Source organism: Corynebacterium auris, assembly GCF_030408575.1.
In the GTDB taxonomy this organism is placed as follows: domain Bacteria; phylum Actinomycetota; class Actinomycetes; order Mycobacteriales; family Mycobacteriaceae; genus Corynebacterium; species Corynebacterium auris.
The window spans coordinates 2292706-2317680 of the sequence record NZ_CP047047.1 but is presented as its reverse complement, the minus strand read 5'-3'; the positions used below and the strand labels follow the sequence as shown (position 1 = coordinate 2317680).

Sequence of the window (24975 nt, the reverse complement as noted above, 5' to 3'; positions counted from 1 at the left end):
CCGCGCTAGACTTTCCTCGTTCTCCACGCGACGTTCTCCACGCGAAAGGAAGGCGCCCATGCCGTATGCCACAGGATTCGACCGCGAGCGGTACATCGAGATGCAGTCGGAGCACATCAGCGCCCGGCGCAGCGCGATCGGCGGCACCCTCTATCTGGAGATGGGGGGCAAGCTTTTCGACGACCACCACGCGTCCCGGGTCCTGCCGGGCTTTACCCCGGACAACAAGATCGCGATGCTCGAGCGGATCAAGGACGAGGTCGAGATCATGGTGTGCGTCAACGCTGGCGACATCCTCCGCCAGAAGGTCCGCGCCGACCTGGGCATCACCTACGAGGACGACGTGCTCCGGTTGATCGACGCGTTCCGCGGCCTCGGCTTCCTCGTCGACAACGTCGTGGTCACCCAGGTCGAGGACGGAACCCCGCAGGTGGAGGCGTTCATCGCCCGCCTGCGCCGCCTCGGCCTGAAGGTCTCGCGGCACCGCGTCATCCCCGGCTACCCCAACGACACCGCGCGCATCGTCTCCGAGGAGGGCTTCGGGCTCAACGAGTACGCCGAAACCAGCCGCGACCTCATCGTCATGACCGCGCCGGGCCCCGGCTCCGGCAAGCTGGCCACCTGCCTGAGTCAGATCTACCACGAGCACAAGCGGGGCAAAAAGGCCGGCTACGCCAAGTTCGAGACCTTCCCCATCTGGAACCTCCCCCTCAGCCACCCGGTCAACCTGGCCTACGAGGCCGCCACCGCGGACCTCGACGACATCAACGTCATCGACCAGTACCACCTCGAGGCATACGGCGAGAAGGTCTCCAGCTACAACCGCGACATCGAGGTCTTCCCGCTTTTGCGTTCCCTGCTGCGTGAGGTCACCGGCGAGGAGCCCTACCAGTCCCCGACCGACATGGGCGTGAACATGGCGGGCCACTGCATCTCCGACGACGCCGCCTGCCGCCACGCCGCCGAGCAGGAGATCATCCGCCGCTACTACAAGGCGCTCGTCGACGAGCGCCGCGCCGAGGCGGACTCCACCATCTCCGACCGCGTCGCCACCGTCATGCGCAAAGCCGACTGCAGCGTCAGCGACCGCGTCGTCGTCGCCCCGGCCCTCGAGGTCGCCGAGCGCACGGGCAACCCCGGGGTCGCCCTCGAGCTGTCCGACGGCCGCATCGTCACCGGCAAGACCTCCGACCTGCTCGGGCCTTCGGCGGCCGTGGTCCTCAACGCCCTGAAGCTCCTCGCCGGGATCCCCGACGAGGTGCACTTGCTCTCGCCCGCCTCGATCGAGCCGATCCAGTCGCTCAAGACCGTCTACCTCGGCTCCTCCAACCCGCGCCTGCACACCGACGAGGTCCTCATCGCCCTGTCCGCCTCCGCCGCCGCAAACCCGGATGCCCGCCGCGCCCTAGACATGCTGCCGCAGCTGCGCGGCTGCGACGCGCACGCCACCACCATCCTCGGCTCCGTGGACGAGGGGATCTTCCGCAGCCTCGGGGTGATGGTCACGTCCGAGCCGCAGTACTGGAAGAAGTCGCTCTACCACAAGCACTAACGCGGCCGGAGAATGAACGCGGGGGTTTTCATACCGAAACAGCAAAACCCGAAAACCCTCGAAAAACGCGGTATGTTTCTTCGGGAAACTACGTATAGTTGCCGCCATGAACATCAGAAACGTCACCGTTTTGGGCGCCGGAGTCCTCGGCGCGCAGATTGCCCTCGTCACAGCTTACCGCGGCTTCAACGTCGTCTCCTGGGACATCACCGACGAGGCCCTCCAGGCCGCCAGCGCGCGCTTCGATGCCTTCGGCGCGCAGATGGTGGCGGAGCTGGAGGACGCCACCGAGGAATCCATGTCCGCGGCGCGCGGCCGACTCCGCCAAAGTACTGATCTGGAGGACGCCGTCCGCGAGGCGGACCTAGTCATCGAGGCCGTCCCGGAGAAGCTGGAGATCAAAAGAGACGTCTGGCAGCGGGTGGGCCAGGCCGCGCCGGCCGAGGCCGTCTTTGCCACCAACACCTCGACTCTGCTGCCCAGCGACTTCGCCGCCGCCACCGGCTCGCCGCAGCGATTCCTGGCGCTGCACTTTGCCAACCACATTTGGCTGCAGAACACCGCGGAGATCATGCCGTACGCGGGCACCGACCTGAAGTACGTGGACGTGCTCACCGAGTTCGCCGAGAACATCGGCATGGTCCCGGTGCAGCTGAAGAAGGAACAGCCGGGCTACATCCTCAACACTCTTCTCGTGCCCTTCCTCAACGCCGGCAAGTACCTCTACGCCAACGGCATCGCCGAGCCCGCGGACATCGACCTGGACTGGCGCAATTCCTCGGGGGCTCCCCGTGGGCCCTTCGAAATAATGGACGTGATCGGCCTGCGCACGATGCTGGCCGTCGCCAAGCTGAACGAAAACCCGGCGGACTGGCAGCAGAAGTTCACGGGGATCCTCGAGGAGATGATCGCCGAGGGGCGCATCGGCGTTGAGGTGGGGCGCGGCTTTTTCATCTACGACTCCAACGGCAAGCGGGTCGATGAAACCGCTGCCTCGTAGAATCGAGGAATGATCAGCAAGATCCTCCTGTACTACAAGTTCCAGCCCGTCGCCGACCCGGAGGCCGTGCGCCTGTGGCAGCGCGACCTTTGTGAGGGGCTGGGGCTGCACGGCAGGATCATCGTCTCCCCGCACGGTATCAACGGCACGGTAGGCGGGGACATCGGCGCCTGCAAGGCCTACGCGCGCAAAACGCGCGAGTACTTCCGCGGCATTGAGTACAAGTGGTCGGAGGGCGGCAGGGAGGACTTTCCCAAGCTCAGCGTCAAGGCGCGCGAGGAGATCGTCTCCTTCGGGGTGCCGGAGGAGCTTCGCGTCGACGAGCACGGGGTCGTCGGCGGCGGCACCCGCCTGAGCCCGGAGGAGGTGAACTCGCTTATCGACGCCCGGCCCGACGCCGTCTTCTTCGACGGGCGCAATACCCGGGAGGCGCAGATCGGGCGGTTCAAAAACGCCGTGGTCCCCGACGTGGACACCACCCACGACTTCATCGCGGAGCTCGACAGCGGCAAGTACGACTGGATGAAGGACCGGCCCGTCATCTCCTACTGCACCGGGGGGATCCGCTGTGAGGTGCTCTCCAGCCTGATGGTCAATCGTGGATTCACCGAGGTCTACCAGCTTGACGGCGGGATCGTGCGCTACGGGGAAAAGTACGAAAACGACGGGCTGTGGGAGGGCTCGCTCTACGTCTTTGACAAGCGCATGCACACCGAGTTCGGCGCGCCGGACGACCCGAACTACGTCCAGCTCGGGCACTGCGTGCACTGCGGGGAGGCGACCAACCAGTTCTACAACTGCGCCAACGAGCCCGAGTGCCGCGCCCAGTACCTGAGCTGCCCGGCCTGCCGTGAGGCCCAGCCCGTGTGCGCAGCGTGCGCGGGTGCCTAGGCGGTGTCGCGGGCGAGGATGCCGATGGTCACCGTCAGCCACCACATGGTGAACGGGACGATGGGTAGCCAGAACACGCCCATCCACGGCACCCAGCGCTCATACCGGTTGAGCTTGCGCACCATGATCACCGCGCAGCCGATCAGGCCCGCGACCGGGGGCACCGAGTTGATGATCGCCCACCACAGGCGGGCTTCGCGCGTGCACAGCCAGGTCGCCGGGCCGGAGTCGCAAAGCGGGCCGCCGGCGAGCCGGAACGCGAGCGCCGTGAGAAAACCGACGAGCGCGGTGACCGCGAGCGTGCCGATGGCGTAGAAGATGGCCTGGCGCGTCGAGTTTCGGTTGCGCTGCGCCACCTCGAGCGGGTCGGGCTCGTCCGCGAGGTCGTCGAAGCTCTGCGGCTCGGGGCGGGGGCGGTTGTAGTAGTCGGCCCTGCCGTGCAGGTCGTTTTCCGGGTGGTCGCGCATGCCCCCACCATAGGCGCGGCGGCGTTTAATCCTCGACGTGGCCCTCGACGCGGCCCTCGACGCGGGGGAAGATGATCACTGGGGCCGGCGCGTAGCGCAAGAACTCGCTCGCCCGCGAACCGGCTAACACGCGCTGGTCCACAGCGGTGGGGTGGGAGCCGAGGCAGACGATGTCCCCCTTCTTCCATTTCACTGAGGTCACCGCCTTTTCCCAGCCGTTGCCATACGCGAGCGCGGTCTCCACCTCGAGGGGCGACTCGGACGCCGCGGCCTCCTCGGCGGCGAGTTCGAAGGCCTCGTCGCGGGCCCGGTCCAGAAGCGACAGCGCCGATTCGTAGGATTCGGCGGGCTCGGATCCCAGCCCGTCCACGTCGGGCATCTCGGGCAGCACCGAAACGAGGCGCAGCGGGGCCTCGAGGCGCAGCGCCAGGCGCACCGCGCACAGCAGGCCCGAGGTCTCGTCGCCCGCCGGGCCTCCGAAGCCCCCGGTGTGCAGCAACGCAAGGTTGACGCGGGTGACGCCCTTCTTCGACAGCTTTAGGCCCTTAGGGACGAGGCCGAGGGGCAGCGGCGAGGAATGCATGAGGGCGTCGGCGGTGGGGGAGGCAAGGAACCGGGCCTGCTTCAGGTGCGCGCTGGAGCTGAGCACGATGATGTCGGCGCCGACGGAGCGGGCCGCTTCGGTGAGGGCAGCGGGCTCGCTGGAGGCGTCGACAAGCATGCATGGTTCCTGCGCCCACTGGTGGCGGGGGAGGTGATCGGCGAGCGCCGAAAGCGCCCGCGAGGTGGCGTTTTCCTTCTCGGCGGCGAGCCACTTTTTGTACTTCTTCGGGGACAGCGACTTCGTCCACGAGCGCGGGGAGGCCGAGATGACGTTGACGGAAACGGCCATGGAACGGCCCAGCCAGGCTGCGAACTCCAACCCGTCGGGGTTGGCGGTGTCCCAGCCGACCGTCAGGCGCAGGGCGGGGGTGGGGTCGTCGCTGCGCCGGGAAAGGTCGAGAGTCATGGTCGTGAGGAAAGGGGTAGGGATCTGGACAACGGTCCCATTATCCCCTGTCAGTCCCGCTTGCCGTTAATGGGGGAGTTGACGTAGGCCTCGGCCAGCGCGTTGACCACATCCGCCAGTTCGCTCGCCTTGCGCAGATTCTCCTCGGAGAGGGTGGAAATCATGTCGGCCAGGTAGGCCGTGCGCTCCTCGCCCACCCGGTCGAGCTCAGTGCGACCCTTCTCGGTCAGCTCCACGGTCACGCCGCGCCGGTCGGACTCGTCGCGGGCGCGGTGCACGAGTCCGCGCTTTTCCAGCTGGTTGACGGTGTTCGAGGCGGTGGGCATGCGCACGCCCTCGGCCTCCGCGATCTTGCTGATGCGCGACGGGCCGTAGTCGTTGAGGCGGGAGAGGATGGACAGCTGCGGGCCCGTCAGATCCGACTGCTCCGCGATGCGGAAGTACGTGACGTACAGGCTCGTCATGGAGGGGCGGATGCGCTCCGCGATCTCGCGGGGGCTGGGCGTGGTGCCGCTGGGGGTGGCGCCGGAGTCTTCAGACATCTCCTACCTTCTTACGATTGCAAAACTATTGAGGAATCTTACCACCTGCGACGCAAAACCCAACCACGTTAGGATGGCGACGATGATCGCCTACAGCCAAGAGATCTCCCACGAGTGGCAAAGGCGTACCCTCCTGCGGGAGTTCAACCAGGGGCGGGTGCCTGTCGACGCCATATGCGACGCCGATTTCCTCCTCCGCGCGGCCGCGCAGTTCCACGGTACCGACTCCGCCCGGCCGTGCCCGGTCTGCGAGCGCGACATGCGCGAGGTGCTCTGGGTCTACGGGGACAACCTGGGCCGCAGGTCGGGCACGGCCCGCAGTGCGGAAGAGGTCGAAGCGCTGGTCGCGGAGGTCGGGCCGATTACCGTTCACGTCGTCGAGGTCTGCCAACATTGCAGCTGGAACCACCTTCTGCGAGAAGTCACAGCCGCGCCGGTAGTGTGATTCGTCAGCGGAGGACGTAGGGTATCACCTAGCAATCAACGCGCACGCGCTAAAGCGGTGCAGGGACGACGCAGGAAAAACTCGTGACAGACAAAGAAGACCTCACGCCCGAAGGGCAGGCACAGCGTACGGAGGCGGGGCAGGCGACCCGCAAGCGGAGCAAGGCGACGCAGTGGGTTCTCGCGATCCTCCTCGGCCTCGCGCTGCTCGCGGCGATCCCGCTGGGTTGGTTTGTGTGGCAGTACGCCCGCGCGGAGATCCCCCAGCCGCACGAGATCAACGCCGCGCAGGTGTCCAACATCTACTTCAACGACGGTGAAACCGAGCTCGCCCGCGTGGTCCCGGCGGAGGGCAACCGCGTCCAGATCCCGCTGGAGGAGGTGCCCGAGCACGTCCAGAACGCGGTGCTCGCCGCCGAGGACCGCGATTTCTGGACCAACTCCGGGTTCTCCTTCACGGGCTTCGCCCGCGCCGTGATCGGCCAGATCACGGGCAACCCCGCCGCCGGCGGTGGCTCGACCGTCACCCAGCAGTACGTCAAGAACGCCTTGGTGGGCGACGAGTACTCCTACGAGCGCAAGGCGAAGGAGCTGGTCTACTCCATCAAAATGACCAATTCGTGGAGCAAGGACGAGATCCTCAACGCCTACCTCAACACCGTCTACTTCGGGCGCAACGCCTACGGCATCGAGGCCGCGGCCCACGCCTTCTTCGACAAGCCAGCCGCCGAGCTGACGGTGGAGGAGGGCGGCGTGCTCGCCGCGTCCATCCAGCTGCCCAGCCAGCTCGACCCCTGGGCGAACCCGGACGCGGCGCGGGAGCGCTGGGACTACGTGATGGACGGCATGGTGGAAATGGGCGAGCTCTCCGCCGAGGAGCGCCAGCAGTTGACCTACCCGGAGACCCGTGACCCGCAGACCTACTCCGCCTACACCGAGGCGACGGGCCCGAACGGCCTGATCAAGAACCAGGTGATGGAGGAGCTCGAGCGCATCGGCATCACCGAGGATGACCTGACCAACCGTGGCCTGCAGATCACCACGACCGTCAGCGCCGCGCTGCAGGACGACGTCGAGCGCATCTCCAACGAGCGCCTCTCCGTGCTGCAGGAAGACGCGCGCACGGGCGTGGTGGCCATCGAGCCCGCAACCGGCGCCGTACGCGCCTACTACGGCGGCGACGACCCCAGCGGCTGGGACTACGCCAACGCGGGCCTGCAGACCGGTTCGACCTTCAAGATCTTCGCGCTCGCCGCGGCGCTGCAGCAGGGCATCCCGCTGACCGCCACCTTCGACGACTCCCCGGTTCCGCTGCCCGGCGGCATCACCGTCAACAACTGGGACGGCGGCAACGCGGGCATGATCTCCATGGCGGAAGCCACCCGCATCTCCTCCAACACCGCGTTCCTGCGCATCCAGGACGAGCTGCACAACACCACCCAGGACACCGCCGACATGGCGCACGCGCTCGGCGTGGCCCGCTCGATCCCGGGCATTCCCGTCACGTTGCGCGAAAACGGCGGCCAGCCTTACGAAGGCATCGTGCTGGGCCAGTACCAGAGCCGCGTGCTGGACATGGCGACGGCGATGACCACGCTGACCAACCGCGGCATTTACAGGCCCACGCACTTCGTGGAAAGGGTCGCCGACGCGCGCGGCGAGGTCCTCTACGAGGTGGACCGCTCCTACGAGGAGCGCCGCGTGTCCGAGCAGGTCGCCGACAACGTCATGCAGGCGCTGGGGCCCGTGATCCCGTACTCGAACGCCACCCTCGCGGGCGGTCGACCCTCCGCGGGCAAGACCGGCACCGCCCAGATGGGCGACACCGGCACGAACAAGGACGCCTGGATGGTCGGCTCCACCCCGCAGCTCGCTATGGCTGTGTGGGTCGGCACCGCCGACAACACCACCCCGATCTTCAACCAGTGGGGCGCCAACATGTACGGCTCCGACGCCCCGGCCCAGATCTGGAAGGGCGTCATGGACACCACCCTCGAGGGCCAGGAGTTCGAGTCCTTCCCCGACGCAGCGCCGGTGACCTGGGGCGTCAATGCTTACAGCGGAGGGACGGGCCTCGGTGGCGGCGGCGGCTACTACTACAACTACGGCTCGGGCACCGGCACTGGAGGCGGCGGCGGTGGCGGCGGCTACGCGCCTGCCCCGGCGCCCGCCCCCGCTCCTGCCCCGGCTCCCGCGCCCGCGCCTGCACCGGCCCCGGCTCCCGCCCCGGCTCCCGCCCCCGCTCCCGAGCCGGAGCTGCCGGAAGCGCCCGCCCCGGTGCAGGACGCGCTCGACGCGATCGGCGAGTTGCTCGGCGGCTAAGCGTGGTGGTGAGAGAGCACACGGCCCCCGACCCGACCGCGCGCGTCCAGCCGGGCCGCACCGAGCCTCTCGCCCAGGGGTGGGTGGCTTTCCTCGGCGGCCCGCTGGGCCGCTTCGCGGTGCCGGGGCGCGCGTCCTTCTGGACGCCACTCCGGGCGATCCTCGCCCTCGCCTGGGCCTTCCTTTCTCTGGGTGTGTTCAGCAAGGCGAACTGCACAGGCGGCGCGCCGGACGACAACGGGGTGCTCCAACTCGATTGGTCGGGCGCCCGGCAGTACACCTCCTTTTGCTACAACGACATCGTCCCGCTCTACCACGGTCGGGGGCTGGACCAGCCCGGCTTCGCGTACGACTACTCCTGGGTGGAAGACGGCGTCACCCGCTACATGGAGTACCCCGTCCTGGCCGGGGTGTTCCAGAACATCATGGGATTCATTGCCCGCAACACCGCGGGCCTGGTTTCCGGCGTGCTCCCGGAGGCCGGCTGGTACTTCTACCTCACCGCCTTCGTGATGGCCCTTGTGTGGGTCGCCACCGCACGCATGGTCGCGGAGCTCGCGGGAAACCGCGTCTGGGACACCCTCCTCGTGGCAGGCAGCCCGCTGCTGATCACCCACGCCTTCACCAACTGGGACATCCCCTCGATCTTCTTCCTCGTCGCGGCGCTCCTGGCGGCGCGCAACCGGCGGTTCTGGCTCGCCGGCGCTCTCATCGGCCTGGGCACGGCGTTCAAGCTCTGGCCCTTGTTCGTCCTCGGCGCCTACTTCACCCTGGCGCTGCGCACGCGGACGTGGGCTCCCTTCCTGCGGATGGCGGGCGCCGCGGCGCTCACGTGGATCGCGGTGAACCTCCCCGTCTACCTGCGCAACCCCGAGGCGTGGGCCGAGTTCAACCGCCTCAACACCGAGCGCGGCTGGGAGTGGACCACGATCTACGCCGTGATCTCGCGTCTGACCGGGTGGGAGGGCTTCGACGGGGAAGGCACCCCGGTCATCCTGAACACCGTGACCCTTCTGCTTTTTATTGGCGGCTGCCTGTTCACCCTCGTGCTCGGCCTCACAGCGCCGCGGCAGCCGCGCGTAGCGGAGCTGCTCTTCCTCATCGTGGCGTTCTTCCTACTCTTCAACAAGGTGTGGAGCCCCCAGTACTCCCTGTGGCTGGTCGTGCCCGCCGTGCTCGCGCTGCCGCGCTGGCGCCTGCTCCTGGCGTGGATGACGGTGGACATGATGGTCTGGCCGATCCTCATGTGGCACCTGCTCGGGGTGGACAACAACGGCCTGCCCGGGGAGGCCGTCAACGTCATCGTCATCGCGCGCGACGCCTTCATCGTGGCCATGATGGTGCTCGTCGTGCGCCAGGTGCTGGGCTACACCCGCGACAGGGTTGCCGAAGCGCACGCCGGGCGCGACCCGCTGCTTACCGTCCCGGTGCAGTGGAGGCGCCCGTGAATACCGCGACCATTGTCGGAATCGCCTCGATCGTCGTTGGGTTCGTGCTCATTGCGGCGTCCTTCTATGTGACGGCGCGCCGGCGCCACGTCCCGCTCGCCGTGGGGCTCGGCGTCGCGGCCTTCCTCTTCGTCACCGTGATCCCCGTCTTCATCGCGGTGTTCATCGCGGCACCCAACCCGGGCATGTAATCGGGGGCGTGTAATCGGGCGAAGACGCTGGTGAGGCGTCGATAAGCATTTTGCCCTGCGGCAACGGTGGGGTAGGCTGGTCGAGTTGCTTGACGCAACGACCCTCCTGCCACCGCGAGGTGCGGTGGCCGAAACCGTAAATTTTTAGACCACAGGAGGTGATGAGGTCCGTGCGTCACTACGAAGTAATGATCATCCTCGATCCGCAGCAGGATGAGCGCACCGTTGCCCCGTCCCTGGACAAGTTCCTGGAGACTGTTCGCAAGGACAACGGCACGGTGGAGAAGGTTGATGTCTGGGGCAAGCGCCGCCTGGCCTACCCGATCAACAAGAAGGAAGAGGGCTTTTACGCTGTCGTCAACCTCGTGTGCGAGGCCGACACCGTCAACGAGTTCGACCGTGTCCTGAACCTGAACGACAACATCCTGCGCACCAAGGTTCTGCGCACCGACAAGTAAGAGCGGATAGGCTCGTTTCCACACTGTCTTCTCCCATACTGTCGAGCGTCTCGCGAGGAAGGTAAAAGAGCATGGCCCAAGGAGATACCCCGATCACCGTCGTCGGCAACCTGGTTGCCGACCCGGAGCTGCGTTTCACCGCGGCCGGCGCCCCGGTGGCGAACTTTCGCGTCGCCTCCACCCCCCGTACGTACAACCGCGACACCAATCAGTGGGAGGACGGCGAATCCCTGTTCCTGACGTGCAACGTGTGGCGTCAGACGGCGGAAAACGTCGCTGAATCCCTTTCCAAGGGCATGCGCGTGATTGTCCAGGGTCGGCTGCGCCAGCGCTCCTTCCAGACCCGCGAAGGGGAAAACCGCACTGTTTTCGAGGTTGAGGTCGACGAGGTCGGCCCCTCCCTGAAGTACGCCACCGCCTCCGTGACCCGCACGCCGCGTGAGGGCGGCCAGGGCGGGTACGGCGGCGGCCAGCAGCAGCCGCGGCCCCAGCAGGGCGGCTTCGGCGGCGGCCAGCAGCAGTCGCGGCCCCAGCAGGGCGGCAACCGGCAGCCTGAGAATGACCCGTGGAACTCCGCTCCCCCCGCCGGTGGATACGGCGGGATGGACGACGAGCCCCCGTTCTAAACGTTTTCAACAGACCAGAATTATTCAACTCAAGGAAGGTTAGGATTCATGAAGCTGATCCTCACCGCTGCCGTTGATAACCTTGGCGAGCCCGGCGACGTTGTCGAGGTCAAGGACGGCTACGGACGTAACTTCCTGCTTCCGCGCGGCCTGGCTATCCCGGCCACCCGCGGCGCAGAGAAGCAGATCGAAGACATCAAGCGCGTGCAGGCCGAGCGCCAGGTCCGCGACTTGGACCACGCGAAGGAGCTGCGCGACCAGCTCGACCAGCTGACCGGCGTGAAGGTGACCGTCCGCACGTCCGGCAGCGGCAAGCTGTTCGGCTCCGTCAAGGCCGGCGACATCGCCGATGCCGTCAAGGCGGCCGGCGGCCCCTCCCTGGACAAGCGCCGCATCGATGTGCCGAAGGGCCTCATCACCAAGACCGGTGGATACCAGGTGAAGGTGAACCTCCACGACGACGTGGAGGGCAAGGTGAACTTCGAGGTCGCCGGCGCCTAACGCCCGGCGACGGCCCGTTACAGGGCCCAACGACAACAGCTATAACTTCGGCCCCACTTGTGAGGAGTGGGGCCGAAGCCATGAGCGGGGCCTATCGCCTCTCGACGCCCCACCCCTGTGGATAACATCCCCGCCTGTGGGATCTTTCGTGCCGTTCTGGAAAACAGCAGGTCAGACGGCTACGCGGACGTAGGTTTCTGCGGCGCGGGCACGCGGATTTATCCACAGGGAAAGCTCTGGCTGTGGATAATGTGATCGCGCACGGGCGCAGCCATGTCGACCCCGCGCGCTACGATAGGCGCATTAACCAACACGGAGGTGGATCATGGCTAACGCAAGCGCGGGGGACTTCGGGGCGTTCGCGGACACGGAGGAGGACTACGCCCTCCCGCCGGAGCCCGCGGAGCGTAGCTACGGCCGCGACAGGTTCGACCGGGATCGGTCCGACCTGCGGGAATATCGCCAGCCGCCCCACGACGAGCGCGCCGAGCGGGGCGTGCTCGGCGCCATGCTGCTCAGCCCGGACACCGTCGTCGACGTCACGGAGACGCTGCGGGCCGAGGACTTCTACTACCCGGCGCACCAGCTCATCTTCGGCGCCATCGTCGAGCTGTTTTCCCAGGGCAGCGATATCGACGTGCTGATCGTCGTCGGCCGCCTCGATCGCCTGAACCAGCTGGAGCGCGTCGGCGGCGCGCCGTATCTGCACACGCTTATCTCGGAGGTGCCCACCGCGGCGAACGCGCGCTACTACGCGGAAATCGTCGCGGAAAAGTCGCTGCTGCGCCAGCTGGTCAACGCGGGGACCCGTGTGGTGCAGTACGGCTACGAGGGCGAGGAGGGCATGGAGGTCGAGCAGATCGTCGACCGCGCCCAGCAGGAGGTCTTCGCCGTCTCCCGCAAGAAGGCGGGGGAGGACTACAAGTCCCTGTCCGAGCTGCTCAAGCCGACGATCGACGAGCTGGCCATCATCGAGCAGGGGGGCGGCCTGGAGCAGGGCGTGCCAACGGGGTTTTTGGACCTCGACCGGCTGACCAACGGCCTGCACCCCGGCCAAATGGTCATCATCGCCGCGCGGCCGGGCGTGGGCAAATCCACTCTGGCGCTCGACTTCATGCGCTCCTGCTCCATCGCGCACGGCAAGACCTCGGTGATCTTCTCCCTGGAGATGAGCGCCTCCGAAATCATCATGCGCATGCTCTCGGCGGAGACGGAGATCAAGCTCTCCGCCATGCGCTCCGGTCAGATGCAGGAGGCGGACTGGGAGAAGCTGACGCAGCGGCTGACCGAGATCCAGGACGCCCCCCTGTTCATCGACGACTCGCCGAACCTCACCATGATGGAGATCCGCAAAAAGGCGCGCGACCTCAAGCGCAGCCACGGCCTCGACCTCATCGTGCTGGACTACCTGCAGCTCATGAGCTCGGGGCGGAAGGTGGAATCGCGCCAGCAGGAGGTCTCCGAGTTCTCCCGTAACCTCAAGCTCCTGGCCAAGGAACTCGAGGTGCCCGTCATCGCCATCTCGCAGCTCAATCGCGGGCCCGAGGCACGCACCGACAAGAAGCCGCAGCTGGCGGACCTGCGCGAGTCCGGCTCGCTGGAGCAGGACGCCGACATGGTGTTCCTGCTGTACCGCCCGGATTCCCAGGACCGCGACGACGAGCGCGCGGGCGAGGCGGACATCATCGTGGCCAAGCACCGTGGCGGGCCGATCGACACGATCCCGGTGGCGCACCAGCTCCACTACTCGCGCTTCGTCAACATGGCCCACGGCTAGGTGATTAGGGAAGGCTCAGCAACGGTGACAGCGGGCCCCCGGGGGCCTAGCATTGCAGTTAAGAGCCTTTTTCGCCGTCCCTAAAAACGTCTTTCAAACCCAAAAAGGAGGGGCCATGTCTGTCCGATCCATTAAGGGCGCCAACCCGTGCGCGCACACTGTTCAGAAGACCGAAATGGTAGCGGTGTGGTGAGTATCTGGTAGCGCCTGAGTGGGTACCCGGTAGCGGTATCTCACTCAGGCGTTGCCGGTTGTTATGCGATGGTGGTCAGGCGCATGTTTGGTCCTTTGTCAAGCCCCGAGTTTTGTAGAGGGTCCTATTGTTGTCGATTAGGCCGCTTGGGTGTTCGCGGCGGTGTATTCCTGATGGACCTGGCGGGGTGGGCGGTACCCCAGCGCCGAGTGCACACGACGGTTGTTGTACCCGCCGACCCATGTCGACGTCGCGACGAGAACATCTCGCAGCCCCGGCCAGGTCCTACGGTCGATGAGTTCAGCTTTGAACACTGAGTTCAGCGCTTCTGCCATCGCGTTGTCGTAGGAGTCTCCCCGCGAGCCAACCGAAGCGATAACCTGCGACTGAGCCAAGGTCTCTCCGTAGACAACCGACCTGTACTGCACGCCCCTGTCTAAAGTGATGGATCAGACCGGAGACATCTTCACCGGCGCGCAGGCGCGCTGACAAGGCCATGTCAAGTGCGTCTTTAGCCAGCGATGTGCGCATGTGGTTGGTGATCTGCCAGCCAACAATCTCCCGGGTATACGCGTCGAGGACGAACGAGGCGTATACCCACCCGACACGCGTGGGGATGTATGTGATATCCGCGACCCACAGCCGGTTCGGCGCATCGACACAAAGTCGCGCTCGACCAAGTCGACTGGGCAGTTATCGGGGGCAGCGCTGCGGGTGGAGGGCTTTTTCTTCCTGCGCCGGATACCACGGATGCCTTCGAGTGCCATGAGGCGCTCGACGGTGCACCGGGCGACGTGACCGAAGTCACCTTGGCGATTGATCTCAGCCCAAAGTTTGCGCGCTCCATAGCAGGAGTAGTTGTCGTCGTAGATGGCACGCAAAGCTTTGCGTAGTTGTCGGTCGCGGATAGATCGAGATGATTCAGGCCGGGATTTGTAGGCGTAGTAGGTGCTCAGGGCGATTTTCGCGTCGGTTGCCGCCAAGGCGCGAATAATCGGCTCGACCCCGAATTCCTCCCGGTTGTCGTCGATGAACCGGACGACTACCTGTGTGGGCGCTCGCACTCGGGCGCGAAAAAAGCTGATGCTCTTTTCAAAATCTCGTTGGCGCGCTTCGCTTCAATCAGTTCAGCTCGCAGTCTGCGGTTCTCCGCTGCACAATCCACCGATTCAGCCGGGGTTGCCGCGCCGGATTGTTTATGAGCGCGGACCCAGCCGCGCAGAGTTTCCTTACTCATTCCGAGCTCGACAGCGATGCGGGTGATCGTACCGCGAGACGTGTCAGGGTCAGCTTGCGCGTGCAGCACCAGTTCGATGGCGCGCTGCTTCAACTTAAGGCGTGTACTTCGAGGGCATGTGTAGGGCTCCTTTTCCACATTCCCACCCTCCATTAAACCTGGGGCAAACCACCTACCAACTACGCGGATTGCCCCTACCTACTACACGGAAACGGCAGTCAACGCCGCGACCTGTTCAACAGTGGTCAGACCAAGGCTTCGCAGTGCTTGGTTCGCTCGTGAAATCGCGCGGTGCGAGCATCCGAGCTGGTGTTCAATCTGGCGGTAAGAACACTGCCGAATCAGCAGCGTCATCACCGCACGGTAATCCGTCATAAGCGGACTCCTTCCAGTACGAGCCGCACCCGAGTGGTGCGGCTACCGGAAGTATCACCTTGAGCGCTTTGAGCTGCTACCGGATACTCACTGAAGCGCTACCGGAAAGCCACGACGCTGCTACCAAATAGCCGGTCGCAACACGCACACCGTCGCGCGTCTCGACGGCTCCATCACCGTCGCCCGCACTGAGCAGTCGACGGTTCTCTACAACCTCCCCCGCGACATCGGGGAGATCGACGGCAAGGTGGGCAGGCCCTCGTGGCGCGCCCGCCTCAGCGCAGCGCTACGCCGCGCTGCTCCGGAAGGGTAAACGCGGCGACGCAGGCAAGCGCAAATGCCGCGGCGAACAGCCCGAACACAAGCAAGGGCCCACCCGCGGCGAGCAGCGGCGGGACCAGCAGGGGCGCGATGATCGAGCCGACGCGCCCGAACGCCGCGCCCGCCCCCGTGCCGGTGGCTCGCACGGAGGTCGGGTACAGCTCCGGCCCGATGGCGTAGAGGGCGCCCCACGCGCCGAGATTGAAGAAGGACAGCAGGCACCCGGCGGCGATGATCTGCCAGGGCGCGCCCGCCATGCCGTAGAGGAAGGCGGCGACGGCGGACCCGGCGAGGAAGACGGTGAGGGTAAGGCGCCGCCCCCAGCGCTCGATGAGCCAGGCCGCGGCCGCGTACCCCGGGAGCTGAGCGAGGGTGATCACCAGCGTGAAGGAAAATGAGCGCACCAGCGTAAAACCCTGCTCCACCAGCAGCGAGGGAATCCAGGTGAAGGCGCCGTAGTAGGCGAGCGAGACGCAGAACCACACCACCCAAAATGCGGCGGTGCGCCGCCACAGGTCGCGCCCCCACAGCCCGCCGCGCGGTTCGTCGTGGTGGGCGGGCGGGGTGGCGTCGTCAAGCGGCTTTCCTGCGTCCTCCTCGAAGGAGCGGACGATCTCCTCCGCCTCGTCGTGGCGCCCCTTGGATTCGAGGAAGCGCACAGATTCCGGCAGGCCGAGGCGAACGACGATGGCGTAAACGGCGGGCACGGCGCCGAGGGCGAGGCCCCAGCGCCAGCCGTTCTCGCCCTGCGAAACGACGAACGTGCCGATGACGGCGGCGAGGATCCACCCCACCGCCCAGAAGGCCTCGAGCACGACGACCATGCGCCCGCGTACACGCCGAGGGGAAAACTCGCTGACCAGTGTGGAGGCGACGGGCAGCTCGCCGCCGAGGCCGAGGCCGGTGAGAAACCGCAGCGCGATGAGCACCGCCACGGACCCGGCGAGCGCGGAGGCGCCGGTGGCCAGGCCGTAGACGACGAGGGTGAGGGCGAAGACCTGCCTCCGGCCGACCTTGTCGGCGGCCAAACCCGCCAGCGAGGCGCCCACCGCCATTCCGATGAAGCCGGCCGAGGCGATCCACGACGTCGTGGTGGCCTCCAGGTTCCAGTGCACGGCCAGCGCCGCGATGACGAAGGAGACGAGGCCGACGTCCATGGCGTCAAGCGCCCAGCCGATGCCGGAGCCGAACAGGAGGCGCCGGTGCTTCGGGGTGACGGGGAGGCGGTCGAGCCGCTCGTTGCGCGTCAGCGCGGGGGAAGTGGGCACGTGCATGAGTGCAGATCCTACCGGGATTCACCCGCGGCGCCCTGCGGGGCGCTGCGGCCGCGGAACCCGCGCAGGCGCAGCGAGTTGAGGACCACGAAGACGGAGGAAAAGGCCATCGCGATACCGGCGAGCATGGGGTTGAGCAGGCCGAGCGCCGCGACCGGGATGAGCACCGTGTTGTAGGCGAAGGCCCAGAAGAGATTGCCGCGGATCGTCGACAGGGTGGAGCGGGCCAAACGCACCGCGTCGACGGCCGCGTTGAGCGAGTTGTTCATCAGCGTGATGTCGGAGGCCTCGATGGCGACGTCGGTGCCGGCGCCCATGGCCAAACCGAGGTCGGACTGGGCCAGCGCGGCGGCGTCGTTGATGCCGTCGCCGACCATCGCCACCCGCGCGCCGCTCTCCTGCAGCCGCTCGACCGCGCGGACCTTGTCCTCCGGGAGCACCCCGGCCATGACGTTGTCAGCGTCGATCCCGGCCTCACGCGCGGCGTGCTGCGCGGCCTGCTCGTTGTCGCCGGTGAGCAGGTGGGGCACAAGCCCGAGGCCGCGGAACGCCTCGATGGCGTCGGCCGCGTCAGGTTTGAGAGCGTCGCGCACGGAGATGATGCCGGCGGCGGCGCCGTCGACCTCGACGGCGACGGCGGTGGCCCCGGATTCCTCTGCCGCGGCGAAGTCCTGCTCCAGCGCGCCGAGTGCGCCGGAGGGCCGCCCGACGCGAACCGCGCGGGATCCGACGCGGCCCTGCGCGCCGCGCCCGGGCAGCGCGCGGAAGTCCTCCACGGCGGGTGTCGCGCCCTCGGGGGCCGCCGCGACGATCGCCCTGGCGATCGGGTGCTCGGAACCGGCCTCGATCGCGGCGGCGAGGCGCAAAACGTCGTCTTCTGCAGTGCCGGGCGCGGCGGAGACGGCGGTGACGCTCATCTCGCCGCGCGTCAGCGTCCCTGTTTTATCCAGCACCACGGCGTCCACCCGGCGGGCCAGCTCGAGGACCTCGGGCCCCCGGATCAGAAGGCCCAGCTGGGCGCCGCGCCCGGTGCCGACGAGGATCGCGGTGGGCGTGGCCAGGCCGAGCGCGCAGGGGCAGGCGATGATGAGCACCGCAACCGCGGCGCTGAAGGCGTCCGCGACGCCGGAGCCGAACAGCAGGTGTGCGGCGAGCGTGACGGCGGAAACGCCGATTACGGCGGGCACGAAGATCCGCGAGACGCGGTCGACCAGACGCTCGACCGGGGCCTTCCCGGCCTGCGCCTGGGTCACCAGCTCAGCCATGCGCGACAGCGTGGTCGCGTCGCCGACGCGGGTGGCCTCGACGGTGAGGCGCCCGGACGTATTGATCGTCGCGCCCGTCACTGCGGAGCCCTCCGCCACGTCGACGGGGACGGATTCGCCCGTCAGCATGGATTCGTCGACGGAGGAAACGCCCTCGACCACGCGCCCGTCCGTCGCGATCTTCTCGCCCGGGCGAACCACGAAGACGTCGCCGACGGCGAGCTGGGAGATGGGCACGCGCACCTCGGTGCCGTCGCGAAGCAGCGTGGCTTCCTTCGCCCCCATCTCGGTAAGCTCCCGCAGCGCCCGCGAGCTGCGGCCCTTCGCCCGGACTTCGATCCACCGCCCGAGCAGCAAGAACGTGATGATCACGCAGACGGTTTCGAGGTAGATTTCCTCGCCCGGAGGCCCGGCAAACAGCGCGATCGCCGACCAGACGTAGGCGGCCGTGGTGCCCAGGCTGATGAGGGTGTCCATCGTCGTCGCGCCGTGGCGCAGGTTGGCCAGGGTCGCGCGGTGGAACTCGGCGCCCGCGGAGAAGTACACCAGCGTGGTCGCCGCGAACACGGCCCACTGCCAGTTGGGGAACTGCAGCGCGGGAATCATGGAGACAAGCGCGACGGGCAGCGTGATCAGCGCGGACCAGGCCGTGGTGCGGCCGAGCCGGGTCGCTTCGCGCTCGCGGGCGTCGTCAAGCTTCGCGCTTGGCGACGTCTCCTCGGCGCCCCCGGGGCCAGAGAGCGCGAAGGCGTCGTAGCCGGCGCCGCGGACGGCCTCGACGAGATCGTCCTGCGTGGCGCGCTCTGGGTCGTAGGAGACGGAGGCGGTCTCGGTGGAGTAGTTGACGGTGGCGTCGACGCCCTCGATCTTGTTGAGTTTGCGCTGGACGCGCGCGGAACACGACGTGCACGTCATGCCCGTGACGCCCAGCTCAACGCGAGAAAGCGTCGGAATATCTGGAGCGTTCATACCTCCACCCTATACCCCATAGGGGTATCAGCGAAGGGTGTAGCCCGCCTCGTGGACGGCCTTGGCGACTTCCTCCGCGGAAAAGCCCTCGCCGTCAACCTCCACGAGCCCCGTCGTGTGGTCGGCGCTGACCCCGGTCACGCCGGGGATGGCGGAGACCTCCTCCTTGATGCTCGCCTCGCAGTGCTCGCAGCTCATGCCTTCGACGTTAAACTGCCTTGTGGCCATGGTCTCTCCTTTCTTCGGTTGGGCCCATCCTACGCTCGGCGCGTCGGCGGGAAAGGGGCCGCGAAAAAGGGATCAGAGCGCGAGGTCTCCCCGCAGGCTAAAACCGGCAGCTTCTACGGCGTCGAGGATCTGCTGGTCCGAGAAGTTCTCGCCGGTGACGCTCATCGTGCTGGCGGCGATGTCCACGTCGACGCCCTGGGTGCCGGCAACAACACTGACCTCGTCCACGAGGGAGTCCACCGCCGCCTCGTGGGAGGGTCCGCTGATGAGGTAGTTCTTGTGCATAGCTGCTCCTTCGGGCTGCGCCGGGAATGTTCCGGTAATTGGTACTGTTGAACCTCACGGACAAGCTAACAAAACCGACAAAGACCGCAACGACATGGTAGGGAGCAGTAGAATGAGCACACTTGACGTTACTGAGGACACGTTTGAGCAGACCGTAACCGCCGAGGGCATCGTCTTCGTCGACGCGTGGGCGGACTGGTGCGGCCCGTGCAAGGCATTCGCCCCGACCTACGAGAAGGCCTCCGAGCAGTACCCGGACGTGACCTTTGCCAAGCTCGACACCGAGGCGAACCAGCAGCTCGCGTCGGCGCTGGAGATCCAGGCGATCCCGACGCTGATGGCGTTCCGCGACGGCATCATGGTCTTCCGTAACGCTGGCGCGCTGCCGCCGGCCGCATTTGACGACCTGATCCAGCAGGTCAAGGGCCTGGACATGGAGGAAGTCCGCCGCCAGGTGGCAGAGCAGAACCAGCAGGGCGAGTAAGAGCCCGACCGCAAAGCGCTCACCGGTAGGTGGGCGCTTTTTTGCGTAGGCTGTGGCCGTACGGGGCAGTCGGTGCCCATCCACCCATGAAGAAAGGACCTCCCCATGGCAAATCCCTTCCAGAAGGGCTGGAAGTACCTCATGCAGTCCCTTGACGCCAAGATCGACGAGAACGCCGATCCGAAGGTGCAGATCCAACAGGCTGTAGCCGAGGCGAAGAAGCGGCACCGGGAAATCAGCCAGCAGGCCGCCACCATCATCGGCAACCGCAACCAGCTGCAGATGAAGCTTGACCGGCTCATCAAATCCCAGGAGGACCTGCAGAACAAGGCGCGCACGGCGTTGCAGGCAGCGGACAAAGCCTCCGCCGCCGGCGACGCGGACAAGGCGCAGCAGTTCGGCAGCTCCGCGGAGGTCATCGCCAGCCAGCTTGTGTCCGTCGAGCAGGAGCTTGAGCAGACGAAAACCGCCTACGCCGCGGCCGAGAAAGCCGCCGCGGAGGCCCAGCAGCAGCAGAAGCAGTCTGAGGCGCGTTTGCAGGAGCAGCTCGGGGAGGTGTCGAAGCTGGAGAGCCAGATCGACCAGACCCTGATGCAGGAGCAGACGGCCCGGACAATGGACTCCATCAACCAGTTCGGCGGCAACGACAACGTCCCGACGCTCGACGGCGTGCGCGAGAAGATCGAGCGCCGCTACGCCAGCGCGCTGGGTGCACAGGAACTGGCGCAGGACTCCGTCAGCGGGCGCATGGCGGAAATAGAGACGTCGGGCACCGACCTGGCGGCATCCAACCGCCTCGCCGAGATCCGCGCCTCCCTCGGCGGCGGGGAGATTGAGTCCGGCGCCGCCGAGGCCGCAGGCGAGCTCGACGCTGCGACCGAGAAGGACAGCGGCGCTGGCGACAGCGTCGAGGATGCCCTCGCGGAGGCGGAGGCCTACATCGAGGCCGACGAGGATACCCCCGCGGAGGAGAAGAAGGACTAGGCCCCTGCGCTAGTCCGAGTTGCGGAGGTTCAGCAGCACCCCGCGGATGCCCGCGTGGAAGCCATCGCGCAGGCTGACGCGCTGGTGCTCGCTGAGCGTGTACTCGTGCAGGGTCTCGCAGGCGAACTGCAGCAGCGGCCTGTCAATCTCCGGGGGCAAGCCGCCGCCCGAGAGCATGTGCGCGTTGTCGCGCTGCTCCGAGGACGCGGCGTTTTCGTACCACCACGTGGCGTACTGTTGGCCAACGTCGAAGGGTGTCTGGAAGCCGGCGGACGTCCACACCTCCTCGGGAAGCGGGACGTAACGCGAGCGCAGCTTCCGGCGGGGCGCCATCATCGAGGGCTTTGGTGTCGGCTTCGGCCCAGGCTTCGCATTGGGCGCCTGCCTGTTGACCTCGGCTTCTGCCTCGCTCGGCTCCTCATCGGGCTCCGTCGGCGGCTCGGGTTTCTTCGGCGCCGCCCCCTCCTCTTCGGGCCCGCCGGGCCCCTCGGCCTTCGGCGCGGCGAGGGGGTTGCCCATCGGGACGGGCGCCGGGCCCTCGTCGGCGTCGAGAGGCTCGGCGTCGGCAAGCGGGCGTTCACGAATCGTCGGGGGAAGAGGGCCTTCGAGGACCTGGAGCTGCATCGAGCAGGCGAAGTCCTCGCGTGGGTCGAGGATCGTCGTCGTATCGCAGGCGTGGCGCAGGGCGGAGGACATCGAGTCCCAGCCGAAGCCGTACAGGTGGACGCGCACGCCGCAGGCGGCGGCTTCCTCCACGCCGGGGATCATGTCCGCATCGCCCGAGACGAGCACGAAATCGCTGAAGTTCCCGCGGCTTGCCTGGATGACGAGGTCCGCGACAAGACGCGTGTCCACAGCTTTCTGGGTGCGGCGGTCGCCCCACTCGATCAGTTGCCCGGTGCGCAGCTGTACGCCGTCGCAGGCGCGCAGCGCGCGCTGGTAGCGGTGTGGACCCGATTCGGGGATCCCGTCGTACCAGAACTGGCGGTGGAGTGGTTGGTGTAGTTGCTGGGTAACCATCTCCCGGAGCGTGGCGACGACCTCGGGAAGGTCAATTTCTAATTGCGACCGGGCGCCGATTTCCCACGAGTTGTAGAAACTCGCGAGCAGGTACGACGTGTCGACAAATACAAGAGTGCGTTCAAGCATGGCTCCTAGAATCCGTATCTTCGTAACTAATTACTTTCGTTGTACTCCTCTAGTGTGCCCTACTCCCTCGCCATCGTCACGGGCATTCCCGTGAGCTGCGGGTATAGGTCACTATTGGGCACTCGTACCAGTTTAACGGGTTTGTCTTGTCGTGGCTGGCAGCAGCCTATACGCTTAGTTAATCAAGTAACTAACCAACGTAAGGGGGCGCCTATGGCGGCGGAAACGGAGCCGCTTTTCGCCCAGGTGGCGCGTTTTCTCGAAGACCTCATCGTGGACGGGGGCCTGCGCGCGGGTTCGCGCGCTCCGTCAACGAACGAGCTCGCCGCGTTCCACGGGATCAACGCCGCAACGGCCCGCCGGGGCATCGCACTGCTTGTCGACGACGGCGTGCTGGAAACACGCCGCGGCATCGGCACCTTTGTCACACCGGACGCGCGGGGCGCCATACTCGCGCGGCGCCGGGAGATGTTGCCGGAGCAGTTTGTCGCCCCCCTGATCGACGAAGCCCTACGCCTCGGCTACGACCGAGCCTCCTTGGCTAGCCTGGTGGACAAGGTGGCGCAAAGCCGCGGAATGTACCGCTAAAGAAAACGCCGTTTTTGTGGGTTGTGCTGGGGGTTTGTGTTTGGTTGGGGGGGTGTGTAACTTTGTGTGAGTCAGCGAGACCGACAGCGCCCCGCCGCAGTGAGTGTGGTGAGTGGTTGCGAGGGAAACGTTCGCTGGTGTTTCAGCTGCTGTGATTGCCCTGTTTGGTGGGGTGGTTGTGGTGTGCGTGTGTTGTGTGAGAACTCGATAGTGTGCCAATGTACTTTTGTTTGTGGGTTGGTTGTGTGCTGCTTGCGCTGGCTGCTGCTGTTTTGTGGTGGTGGTTGGTGTGTGCCGGCGGGTGGTGTCTGAACCATTGATGGGATGCTGCTTTGTTGGTGTTTGTGGTGCGTGATTGATTCGCGTTTTTGCAGATACTTTGTGCCGCCCCCCGTTTTTTGTTGTGCCCTCGTCGGGTTGGGGGGTGGTTGGTAATTTTTGGATGGCCAGTTCTGCTGTAGTCCTGCCTGTGTTGGTGGGGTTGTGGTGGTGTTGGTTTGTTTTGGTTGGGTTTGGGCTTTTCACGGCCTGTTTCTTGTCGAAACTTTTTGTGGAGAGTTTGATCCTGGCTCAGGATGAACGCTGGCGGCGTGCTTAACACATGCAAGTCGAACGGAAAGGCTCCCGCTTGCGGGGGTACTCGAGTGGCGAACGGGTGAGTAACACGTGGGTGATCTGCCCTGTACTTCGGGATAAGCCTGGGAAACTGGGTCTAATACTGGATAGGACTGCTGGTTGGTGCTGGTGGTGGAAAGCTTTTGCGGTATGGGATGAGCTCGCGGCCTATCAGCTTGTTGGTGGGGTAATGGCCTACCAAGGCGTCGACGGGTAGCCGGCCTGAGAGGGTGTACGGCCACATTGGGACTGAGATACGGCCCAGACTCCTACGGGAGGCAGCAGTGGGGAATATTGCACAATGGGCGCAAGCCTGATGCAGCGACGCCGCGTGGGGGATGACGGCCTTCGGGTTGTAAACTCCTTTCGCCAGGGACGAAGCGTTTTGTGACGGTACCTGGATAAGAAGCACCGGCTAACTACGTGCCAGCAGCCGCGGTAATACGTAGGGTGCGAGCGTTGTCCGGAATTACTGGGCGTAAAGAGCTCGTAGGTGGTTTGTCGCGTCGTTTGTGTAAGTCCATGGCTTAACTGTGGGACTGCAGGCGATACGGGCATAACTTGAGTGCTGTAGGGGAGACTGGAATTCCTGGTGTAGCGGTGAAATGCGCAGATATCAGGAGGAACACCGATGGCGAAGGCAGGTCTCTGGGCAGTAACTGACGCTGAGGAGCGAAAGCATGGGTAGCGAACAGGATTAGATACCCTGGTAGTCCATGCCGTAAACGGTGGGCGCTAGGTGTGAGCCTCTTCCACGGGGTTCGTGCCGTAGCTAACGCATTAAGCGCCCCGCCTGGGGAGTACGGCCGCAAGGCTAAAACTCAAAGGAATTGACGGGGGCCCGCACAAGCGGCGGAGCATGTGGATTAATTCGATGCAACGCGAAGAACCTTACCTGGGCTTGACATGCACTGGATCGGGCCAGAGATGGTCTTTCCCTTTGTGGCTGGTGTGCAGGTGGTGCATGGTTGTCGTCAGCTCGTGTCGTGAGATGTTGGGTTAAGTCCCGCAACGAGCGCAACCCTTGTCTTATGTTGCCAGCATTTGGTTGGGGACTCATGAGAGACTGCCGGGGTTAACTCGGAGGAAGGTGGGGATGACGTCAAATCATCATGCCCCTTATGTCCAGGGCTTCACACATGCTACAATGGTCGGTACAGCGCGTGTGCGATACTGTGAGGTGGAGCTAATCGCTAGAAAGCCGGTCGTAGTTCGGATTGGGGTCTGCAACTCGACCCCATGAAGTCGGAGTCGCTAGTAATCGCAGATCAGCAACGCTGCGGTGAATACGTTCCCGGGCCTTGTACACACCGCCCGTCACGTCATGAAAGTTGGTAACACCCGAAGCCAGTGGCCTGTCATGGGAGCTGTCGAAGGTGGGATCGGCGATTGGGACGAAGTCGTAACAAGGTAGCCGTACCGGAAGGTGCGGCTGGATCACCTCCTTTCTAAGGAGTTTTTGTTTTTTGTGTGCCCTGCAAGGGTTTTGTGGGGTGTGGGTGGTTGAGTGCCCGTGTGTGGTGCTGCCACTGTTTGTAAAGTCCGGGTGAACACATGCCGGCGCGGAAGGATAGGTTTCGCGCGTTGTGTGGGTGGTGTGCGACCTGTTCCTGCAAGCATTGTGAGTGTGTTGGTGCGCTGTTGGGTGTCTGGGACTTCACGCGTTGTGTGTTGTTTCATGGCTTGCGCTCTTGTGTGCTGCTGCTGTTGTGTGGTGGTGCGGGGGTGTGGGTGTGGTGTGTGAGAACTGTATAGTGGACGCGAGCATCTTTATTCTTGT

General features: G+C 65.7%; 26 protein-coding genes, 1 rRNA gene and 1 pseudogene. 15 read left to right on the top strand and 13 right to left on the bottom strand.

Going from position 1 to position 24975, the window contains the following annotated elements; translation table 11 throughout:
* Positions 1–58 precede the first annotated feature (58 nt).
* The 3 genes from CAURIS_RS11000 (at position 59) to trhO (ending at position 3443) form a co-directional block, all read left to right on the top strand.
* Positions 59–1552: a DUF1846 domain-containing protein gene (locus CAURIS_RS11000; RefSeq protein ID WP_290342110.1), complete on the top strand. Its 1494-nt coding sequence runs from the start codon at positions 59–61 to the stop codon at positions 1550–1552.
* A 106-nt stretch (positions 1553–1658) separates the two neighbouring features.
* Positions 1659–2552 carry a 3-hydroxyacyl-CoA dehydrogenase gene (locus CAURIS_RS10995; RefSeq protein ID WP_290342109.1) on the top strand — a complete coding sequence of 298 codons (894 nt, stop codon included), beginning with the start codon at positions 1659–1661 and terminating at the stop codon, positions 2550–2552.
* 9 nt (positions 2553–2561) lie between these two features.
* Entirely contained in the window at positions 2562–3443 is an 882-nt protein-coding gene (gene trhO / locus CAURIS_RS10990; protein WP_290342108.1) for an oxygen-dependent tRNA uridine(34) hydroxylase TrhO, read from the top strand.
* Here the strand turns inward: trhO and CAURIS_RS10985 are convergent.
* Genes CAURIS_RS10985 through CAURIS_RS10975 form a run of 3 tightly spaced genes read right to left on the bottom strand, consistent with a single transcriptional unit; the run spans position 3440 to position 5461 of the window.
* Positions 3440–3910 (bottom strand): hypothetical protein, encoded by a 471-nt coding sequence (locus tag CAURIS_RS10985; RefSeq protein ID WP_290342107.1) that lies wholly within the window; start codon positions 3908–3910, stop codon positions 3440–3442. The genes trhO and CAURIS_RS10985 overlap by 4 nt on opposite strands.
* Before the next feature lie 25 nt (positions 3911–3935).
* Positions 3936–4919, bottom strand: a complete 984-nt coding sequence (locus tag CAURIS_RS10980) for a universal stress protein (protein WP_290342106.1) — start codon at positions 4917–4919, stop codon at positions 3936–3938.
* A gap of 50 nt (positions 4920–4969) precedes the next feature.
* Positions 4970–5461: a MarR family winged helix-turn-helix transcriptional regulator gene (locus CAURIS_RS10975; RefSeq protein ID WP_290342105.1), complete on the bottom strand. Its 492-nt coding sequence runs from the start codon at positions 5459–5461 to the stop codon at positions 4970–4972.
* A gap of 82 nt (positions 5462–5543) precedes the next feature.
* On the opposite strand from CAURIS_RS10975, the gene CAURIS_RS10970 reads away from it, so the two are divergent.
* The 8 genes from CAURIS_RS10970 (at position 5544) to dnaB (ending at position 13228) form a co-directional block, all read left to right on the top strand.
* The gene (locus CAURIS_RS10970; protein ID WP_290342104.1) at positions 5544–5906 is read left to right on the top strand and encodes a DUF5318 family protein; all 363 of its coding nucleotides are present in this window, start codon (positions 5544–5546) and stop codon (positions 5904–5906) included.
* An 83-nt stretch (positions 5907–5989) separates the two neighbouring features.
* On the top strand, positions 5990–8227 hold the full coding sequence (locus tag CAURIS_RS10965) for a transglycosylase domain-containing protein (protein ID WP_290342103.1): 2238 nt from the start codon (positions 5990–5992) through the stop codon (positions 8225–8227).
* Between the two features lie 8 nt (positions 8228–8235).
* Positions 8236–9675, top strand: coding sequence for a glycosyltransferase family 87 protein (locus CAURIS_RS10960; RefSeq protein WP_290342102.1), 1440 nt, complete (start codon positions 8236–8238; stop codon positions 9673–9675).
* Entirely contained in the window at positions 9672–9866 is a 195-nt protein-coding gene (locus CAURIS_RS10955) for a hypothetical protein (protein ID WP_290342101.1), read from the top strand. The genes CAURIS_RS10960 and CAURIS_RS10955 overlap by 4 nt, the downstream gene beginning before the upstream one ends.
* Before the next feature lie 170 nt (positions 9867–10036).
* Positions 10037–10324, top strand: coding sequence for a 30S ribosomal protein S6 (gene rpsF, locus CAURIS_RS10950; protein ID WP_290342100.1), 288 nt, complete (start codon positions 10037–10039; stop codon positions 10322–10324).
* A gap of 71 nt (positions 10325–10395) precedes the next feature.
* Positions 10396–10950, top strand: a complete 555-nt coding sequence (locus CAURIS_RS10945; protein ID WP_290342099.1) for a single-stranded DNA-binding protein — start codon at positions 10396–10398, stop codon at positions 10948–10950.
* 48 nt (positions 10951–10998) lie between these two features.
* Positions 10999–11451 (top strand): 50S ribosomal protein L9, encoded by a 453-nt coding sequence (gene rplI / locus CAURIS_RS10940; protein ID WP_290342098.1) that lies wholly within the window; start codon positions 10999–11001, stop codon positions 11449–11451.
* 325 nt (positions 11452–11776) lie between these two features.
* A complete protein-coding gene (gene dnaB / locus CAURIS_RS10935) occupies positions 11777–13228 on the top strand; it encodes a replicative DNA helicase (RefSeq protein WP_290342097.1) in 1452 nt (483 codons plus the stop codon).
* A 330-nt stretch (positions 13229–13558) separates the two neighbouring features.
* Here the strand turns inward: dnaB and CAURIS_RS11660 are convergent, their stop codons facing one another.
* From CAURIS_RS11660 to CAURIS_RS10905, 9 genes and pseudogenes are all read right to left on the bottom strand, one after another.
* Positions 13559–13756 carry an integrase core domain-containing protein gene (locus CAURIS_RS11660; protein ID WP_353959266.1) on the bottom strand — a complete coding sequence of 66 codons (198 nt, stop codon included), beginning with the start codon at positions 13754–13756 and terminating at the stop codon, positions 13559–13561.
* Positions 13722–14039, bottom strand: coding sequence for a DDE-type integrase/transposase/recombinase (locus tag CAURIS_RS11655; protein ID WP_353959265.1), 318 nt, complete (start codon positions 14037–14039; stop codon positions 13722–13724). Before CAURIS_RS11655 ends, CAURIS_RS11660 begins: the two co-directional genes overlap by 35 nt.
* Positions 14040–14206: 167 nt before the next feature.
* Positions 14207–14485 (bottom strand): annotated as a pseudogene (locus tag CAURIS_RS11650) (IS3 family transposase); the annotation flags it as partial.
* The gene (locus CAURIS_RS10930; protein ID WP_290342096.1) at positions 14464–14751 is read right to left on the bottom strand and encodes a transposase; all 288 of its coding nucleotides are present in this window, start codon (positions 14749–14751) and stop codon (positions 14464–14466) included. The gene CAURIS_RS10930 and the pseudogene CAURIS_RS11650, both read right to left, overlap by 22 nt.
* A 108-nt stretch (positions 14752–14859) precedes the next feature.
* Entirely contained in the window at positions 14860–15033 is a 174-nt protein-coding gene (locus CAURIS_RS10925) for a hypothetical protein (RefSeq protein WP_290342095.1), read from the bottom strand.
* 275 nt (positions 15034–15308) lie between these two features.
* Positions 15309–16628, bottom strand: a complete 1320-nt coding sequence (locus tag CAURIS_RS10920; RefSeq protein WP_290342094.1) for an MFS transporter — start codon at positions 16626–16628, stop codon at positions 15309–15311.
* 11 nt (positions 16629–16639) lie between these two features.
* Entirely contained in the window at positions 16640–18862 is a 2223-nt protein-coding gene (locus CAURIS_RS10915) for a heavy metal translocating P-type ATPase (RefSeq protein WP_290342093.1), read from the bottom strand.
* A gap of 27 nt (positions 18863–18889) precedes the next feature.
* Positions 18890–19090: a heavy-metal-associated domain-containing protein gene (locus tag CAURIS_RS10910; RefSeq protein ID WP_290342092.1), complete on the bottom strand. Its 201-nt coding sequence runs from the start codon at positions 19088–19090 to the stop codon at positions 18890–18892.
* A gap of 72 nt (positions 19091–19162) precedes the next feature.
* The gene (locus CAURIS_RS10905) at positions 19163–19375 is read right to left on the bottom strand and encodes a copper chaperone (protein WP_290342091.1); all 213 of its coding nucleotides are present in this window, start codon (positions 19373–19375) and stop codon (positions 19163–19165) included.
* A gap of 112 nt (positions 19376–19487) precedes the next feature.
* Between CAURIS_RS10905 and trxA the strand changes: the two genes are divergently transcribed.
* Together trxA and CAURIS_RS10895 are read left to right on the top strand one after the other, a co-directional pair.
* Positions 19488–19859, top strand: a complete 372-nt coding sequence (gene trxA / locus CAURIS_RS10900; protein WP_290342090.1) for a thioredoxin — start codon at positions 19488–19490, stop codon at positions 19857–19859.
* Between the two features lie 105 nt (positions 19860–19964).
* Positions 19965–20843, top strand: a complete 879-nt coding sequence (locus CAURIS_RS10895) for a PspA/IM30 family protein (RefSeq protein ID WP_290342089.1) — start codon at positions 19965–19967, stop codon at positions 20841–20843.
* 9 nt (positions 20844–20852) lie between these two features.
* Here CAURIS_RS10895 and CAURIS_RS10890 read toward each other — a convergent pair whose 3' ends face one another.
* A complete protein-coding gene (locus CAURIS_RS10890; protein ID WP_290342088.1) occupies positions 20853–21992 on the bottom strand; it encodes an NYN domain-containing protein in 1140 nt (379 codons plus the stop codon).
* A 213-nt stretch (positions 21993–22205) separates the two neighbouring features.
* On the opposite strand from CAURIS_RS10890, the gene CAURIS_RS10885 reads away from it, so the two are divergent.
* On the top strand, positions 22206–22580 hold the full coding sequence (locus CAURIS_RS10885; protein WP_290342087.1) for a GntR family transcriptional regulator: 375 nt from the start codon (positions 22206–22208) through the stop codon (positions 22578–22580).
* Between the two features lie 547 nt (positions 22581–23127).
* Positions 23128–24643 (top strand): 16S ribosomal RNA (locus CAURIS_RS10880).
* The last annotated feature ends 332 nt before the right edge of the window (positions 24644–24975 follow it).

Bases quoted from the DNA above. Each gene is read 5' to 3' on its own strand.
- CAURIS_RS11000 (WP_290342110.1), top strand. From the start codon at position 59: ATGCCGTATGCCACAGGATTCGACCGCGAGCGGTACATCGAGATGCAG.
- CAURIS_RS10995 (WP_290342109.1), top strand. From the start codon at position 1,659: ATGAACATCAGAAACGTCACCGTTTTGGGCGCCGGAGTCCTCGGCGCG.
- trhO (WP_290342108.1), top strand. From the start codon at position 2,562: ATGATCAGCAAGATCCTCCTGTACTACAAGTTCCAGCCCGTCGCCGAC.
- CAURIS_RS10985 (WP_290342107.1), bottom strand. From the start codon at position 3,910: ATGCGCGACCACCCGGAAAACGACCTGCACGGCAGGGCCGACTACTAC.
- CAURIS_RS10980 (WP_290342106.1), bottom strand. From the start codon at position 4,919: ATGACTCTCGACCTTTCCCGGCGCAGCGACGACCCCACCCCCGCCCTG.
- CAURIS_RS10975 (WP_290342105.1), bottom strand. From the start codon at position 5,461: ATGTCTGAAGACTCCGGCGCCACCCCCAGCGGCACCACGCCCAGCCCC.
- CAURIS_RS10970 (WP_290342104.1), top strand. From the start codon at position 5,544: ATGATCGCCTACAGCCAAGAGATCTCCCACGAGTGGCAAAGGCGTACC.
- CAURIS_RS10945 (WP_290342099.1), top strand. From the start codon at position 10,396: ATGGCCCAAGGAGATACCCCGATCACCGTCGTCGGCAACCTGGTTGCC.
- rplI (WP_290342098.1), top strand. From the start codon at position 10,999: ATGAAGCTGATCCTCACCGCTGCCGTTGATAACCTTGGCGAGCCCGGC.
- dnaB (WP_290342097.1), top strand. From the start codon at position 11,777: ATGGCTAACGCAAGCGCGGGGGACTTCGGGGCGTTCGCGGACACGGAG.
- CAURIS_RS11660 (WP_353959266.1), bottom strand. From the start codon at position 13,756: ATGGCAGAAGCGCTGAACTCAGTGTTCAAAGCTGAACTCATCGACCGT.
- CAURIS_RS10925 (WP_290342095.1), bottom strand. From the start codon at position 15,033: ATGACGGATTACCGTGCGGTGATGACGCTGCTGATTCGGCAGTGTTCT.
- CAURIS_RS10920 (WP_290342094.1), bottom strand. From the start codon at position 16,628: ATGCACGTGCCCACTTCCCCCGCGCTGACGCGCAACGAGCGGCTCGAC.
- CAURIS_RS10915 (WP_290342093.1), bottom strand. From the start codon at position 18,862: ATGAACGCTCCAGATATTCCGACGCTTTCTCGCGTTGAGCTGGGCGTC.
- CAURIS_RS10910 (WP_290342092.1), bottom strand. From the start codon at position 19,090: ATGGCCACAAGGCAGTTTAACGTCGAAGGCATGAGCTGCGAGCACTGC.
- CAURIS_RS10905 (WP_290342091.1), bottom strand. From the start codon at position 19,375: ATGCACAAGAACTACCTCATCAGCGGACCCTCCCACGAGGCGGCGGTG.
- trxA (WP_290342090.1), top strand. From the start codon at position 19,488: ATGAGCACACTTGACGTTACTGAGGACACGTTTGAGCAGACCGTAACC.
- CAURIS_RS10895 (WP_290342089.1), top strand. From the start codon at position 19,965: ATGGCAAATCCCTTCCAGAAGGGCTGGAAGTACCTCATGCAGTCCCTT.
- CAURIS_RS10890 (WP_290342088.1), bottom strand. From the start codon at position 21,992: ATGCTTGAACGCACTCTTGTATTTGTCGACACGTCGTACCTGCTCGCG.
- CAURIS_RS10885 (WP_290342087.1), top strand. From the start codon at position 22,206: ATGGCGGCGGAAACGGAGCCGCTTTTCGCCCAGGTGGCGCGTTTTCTC.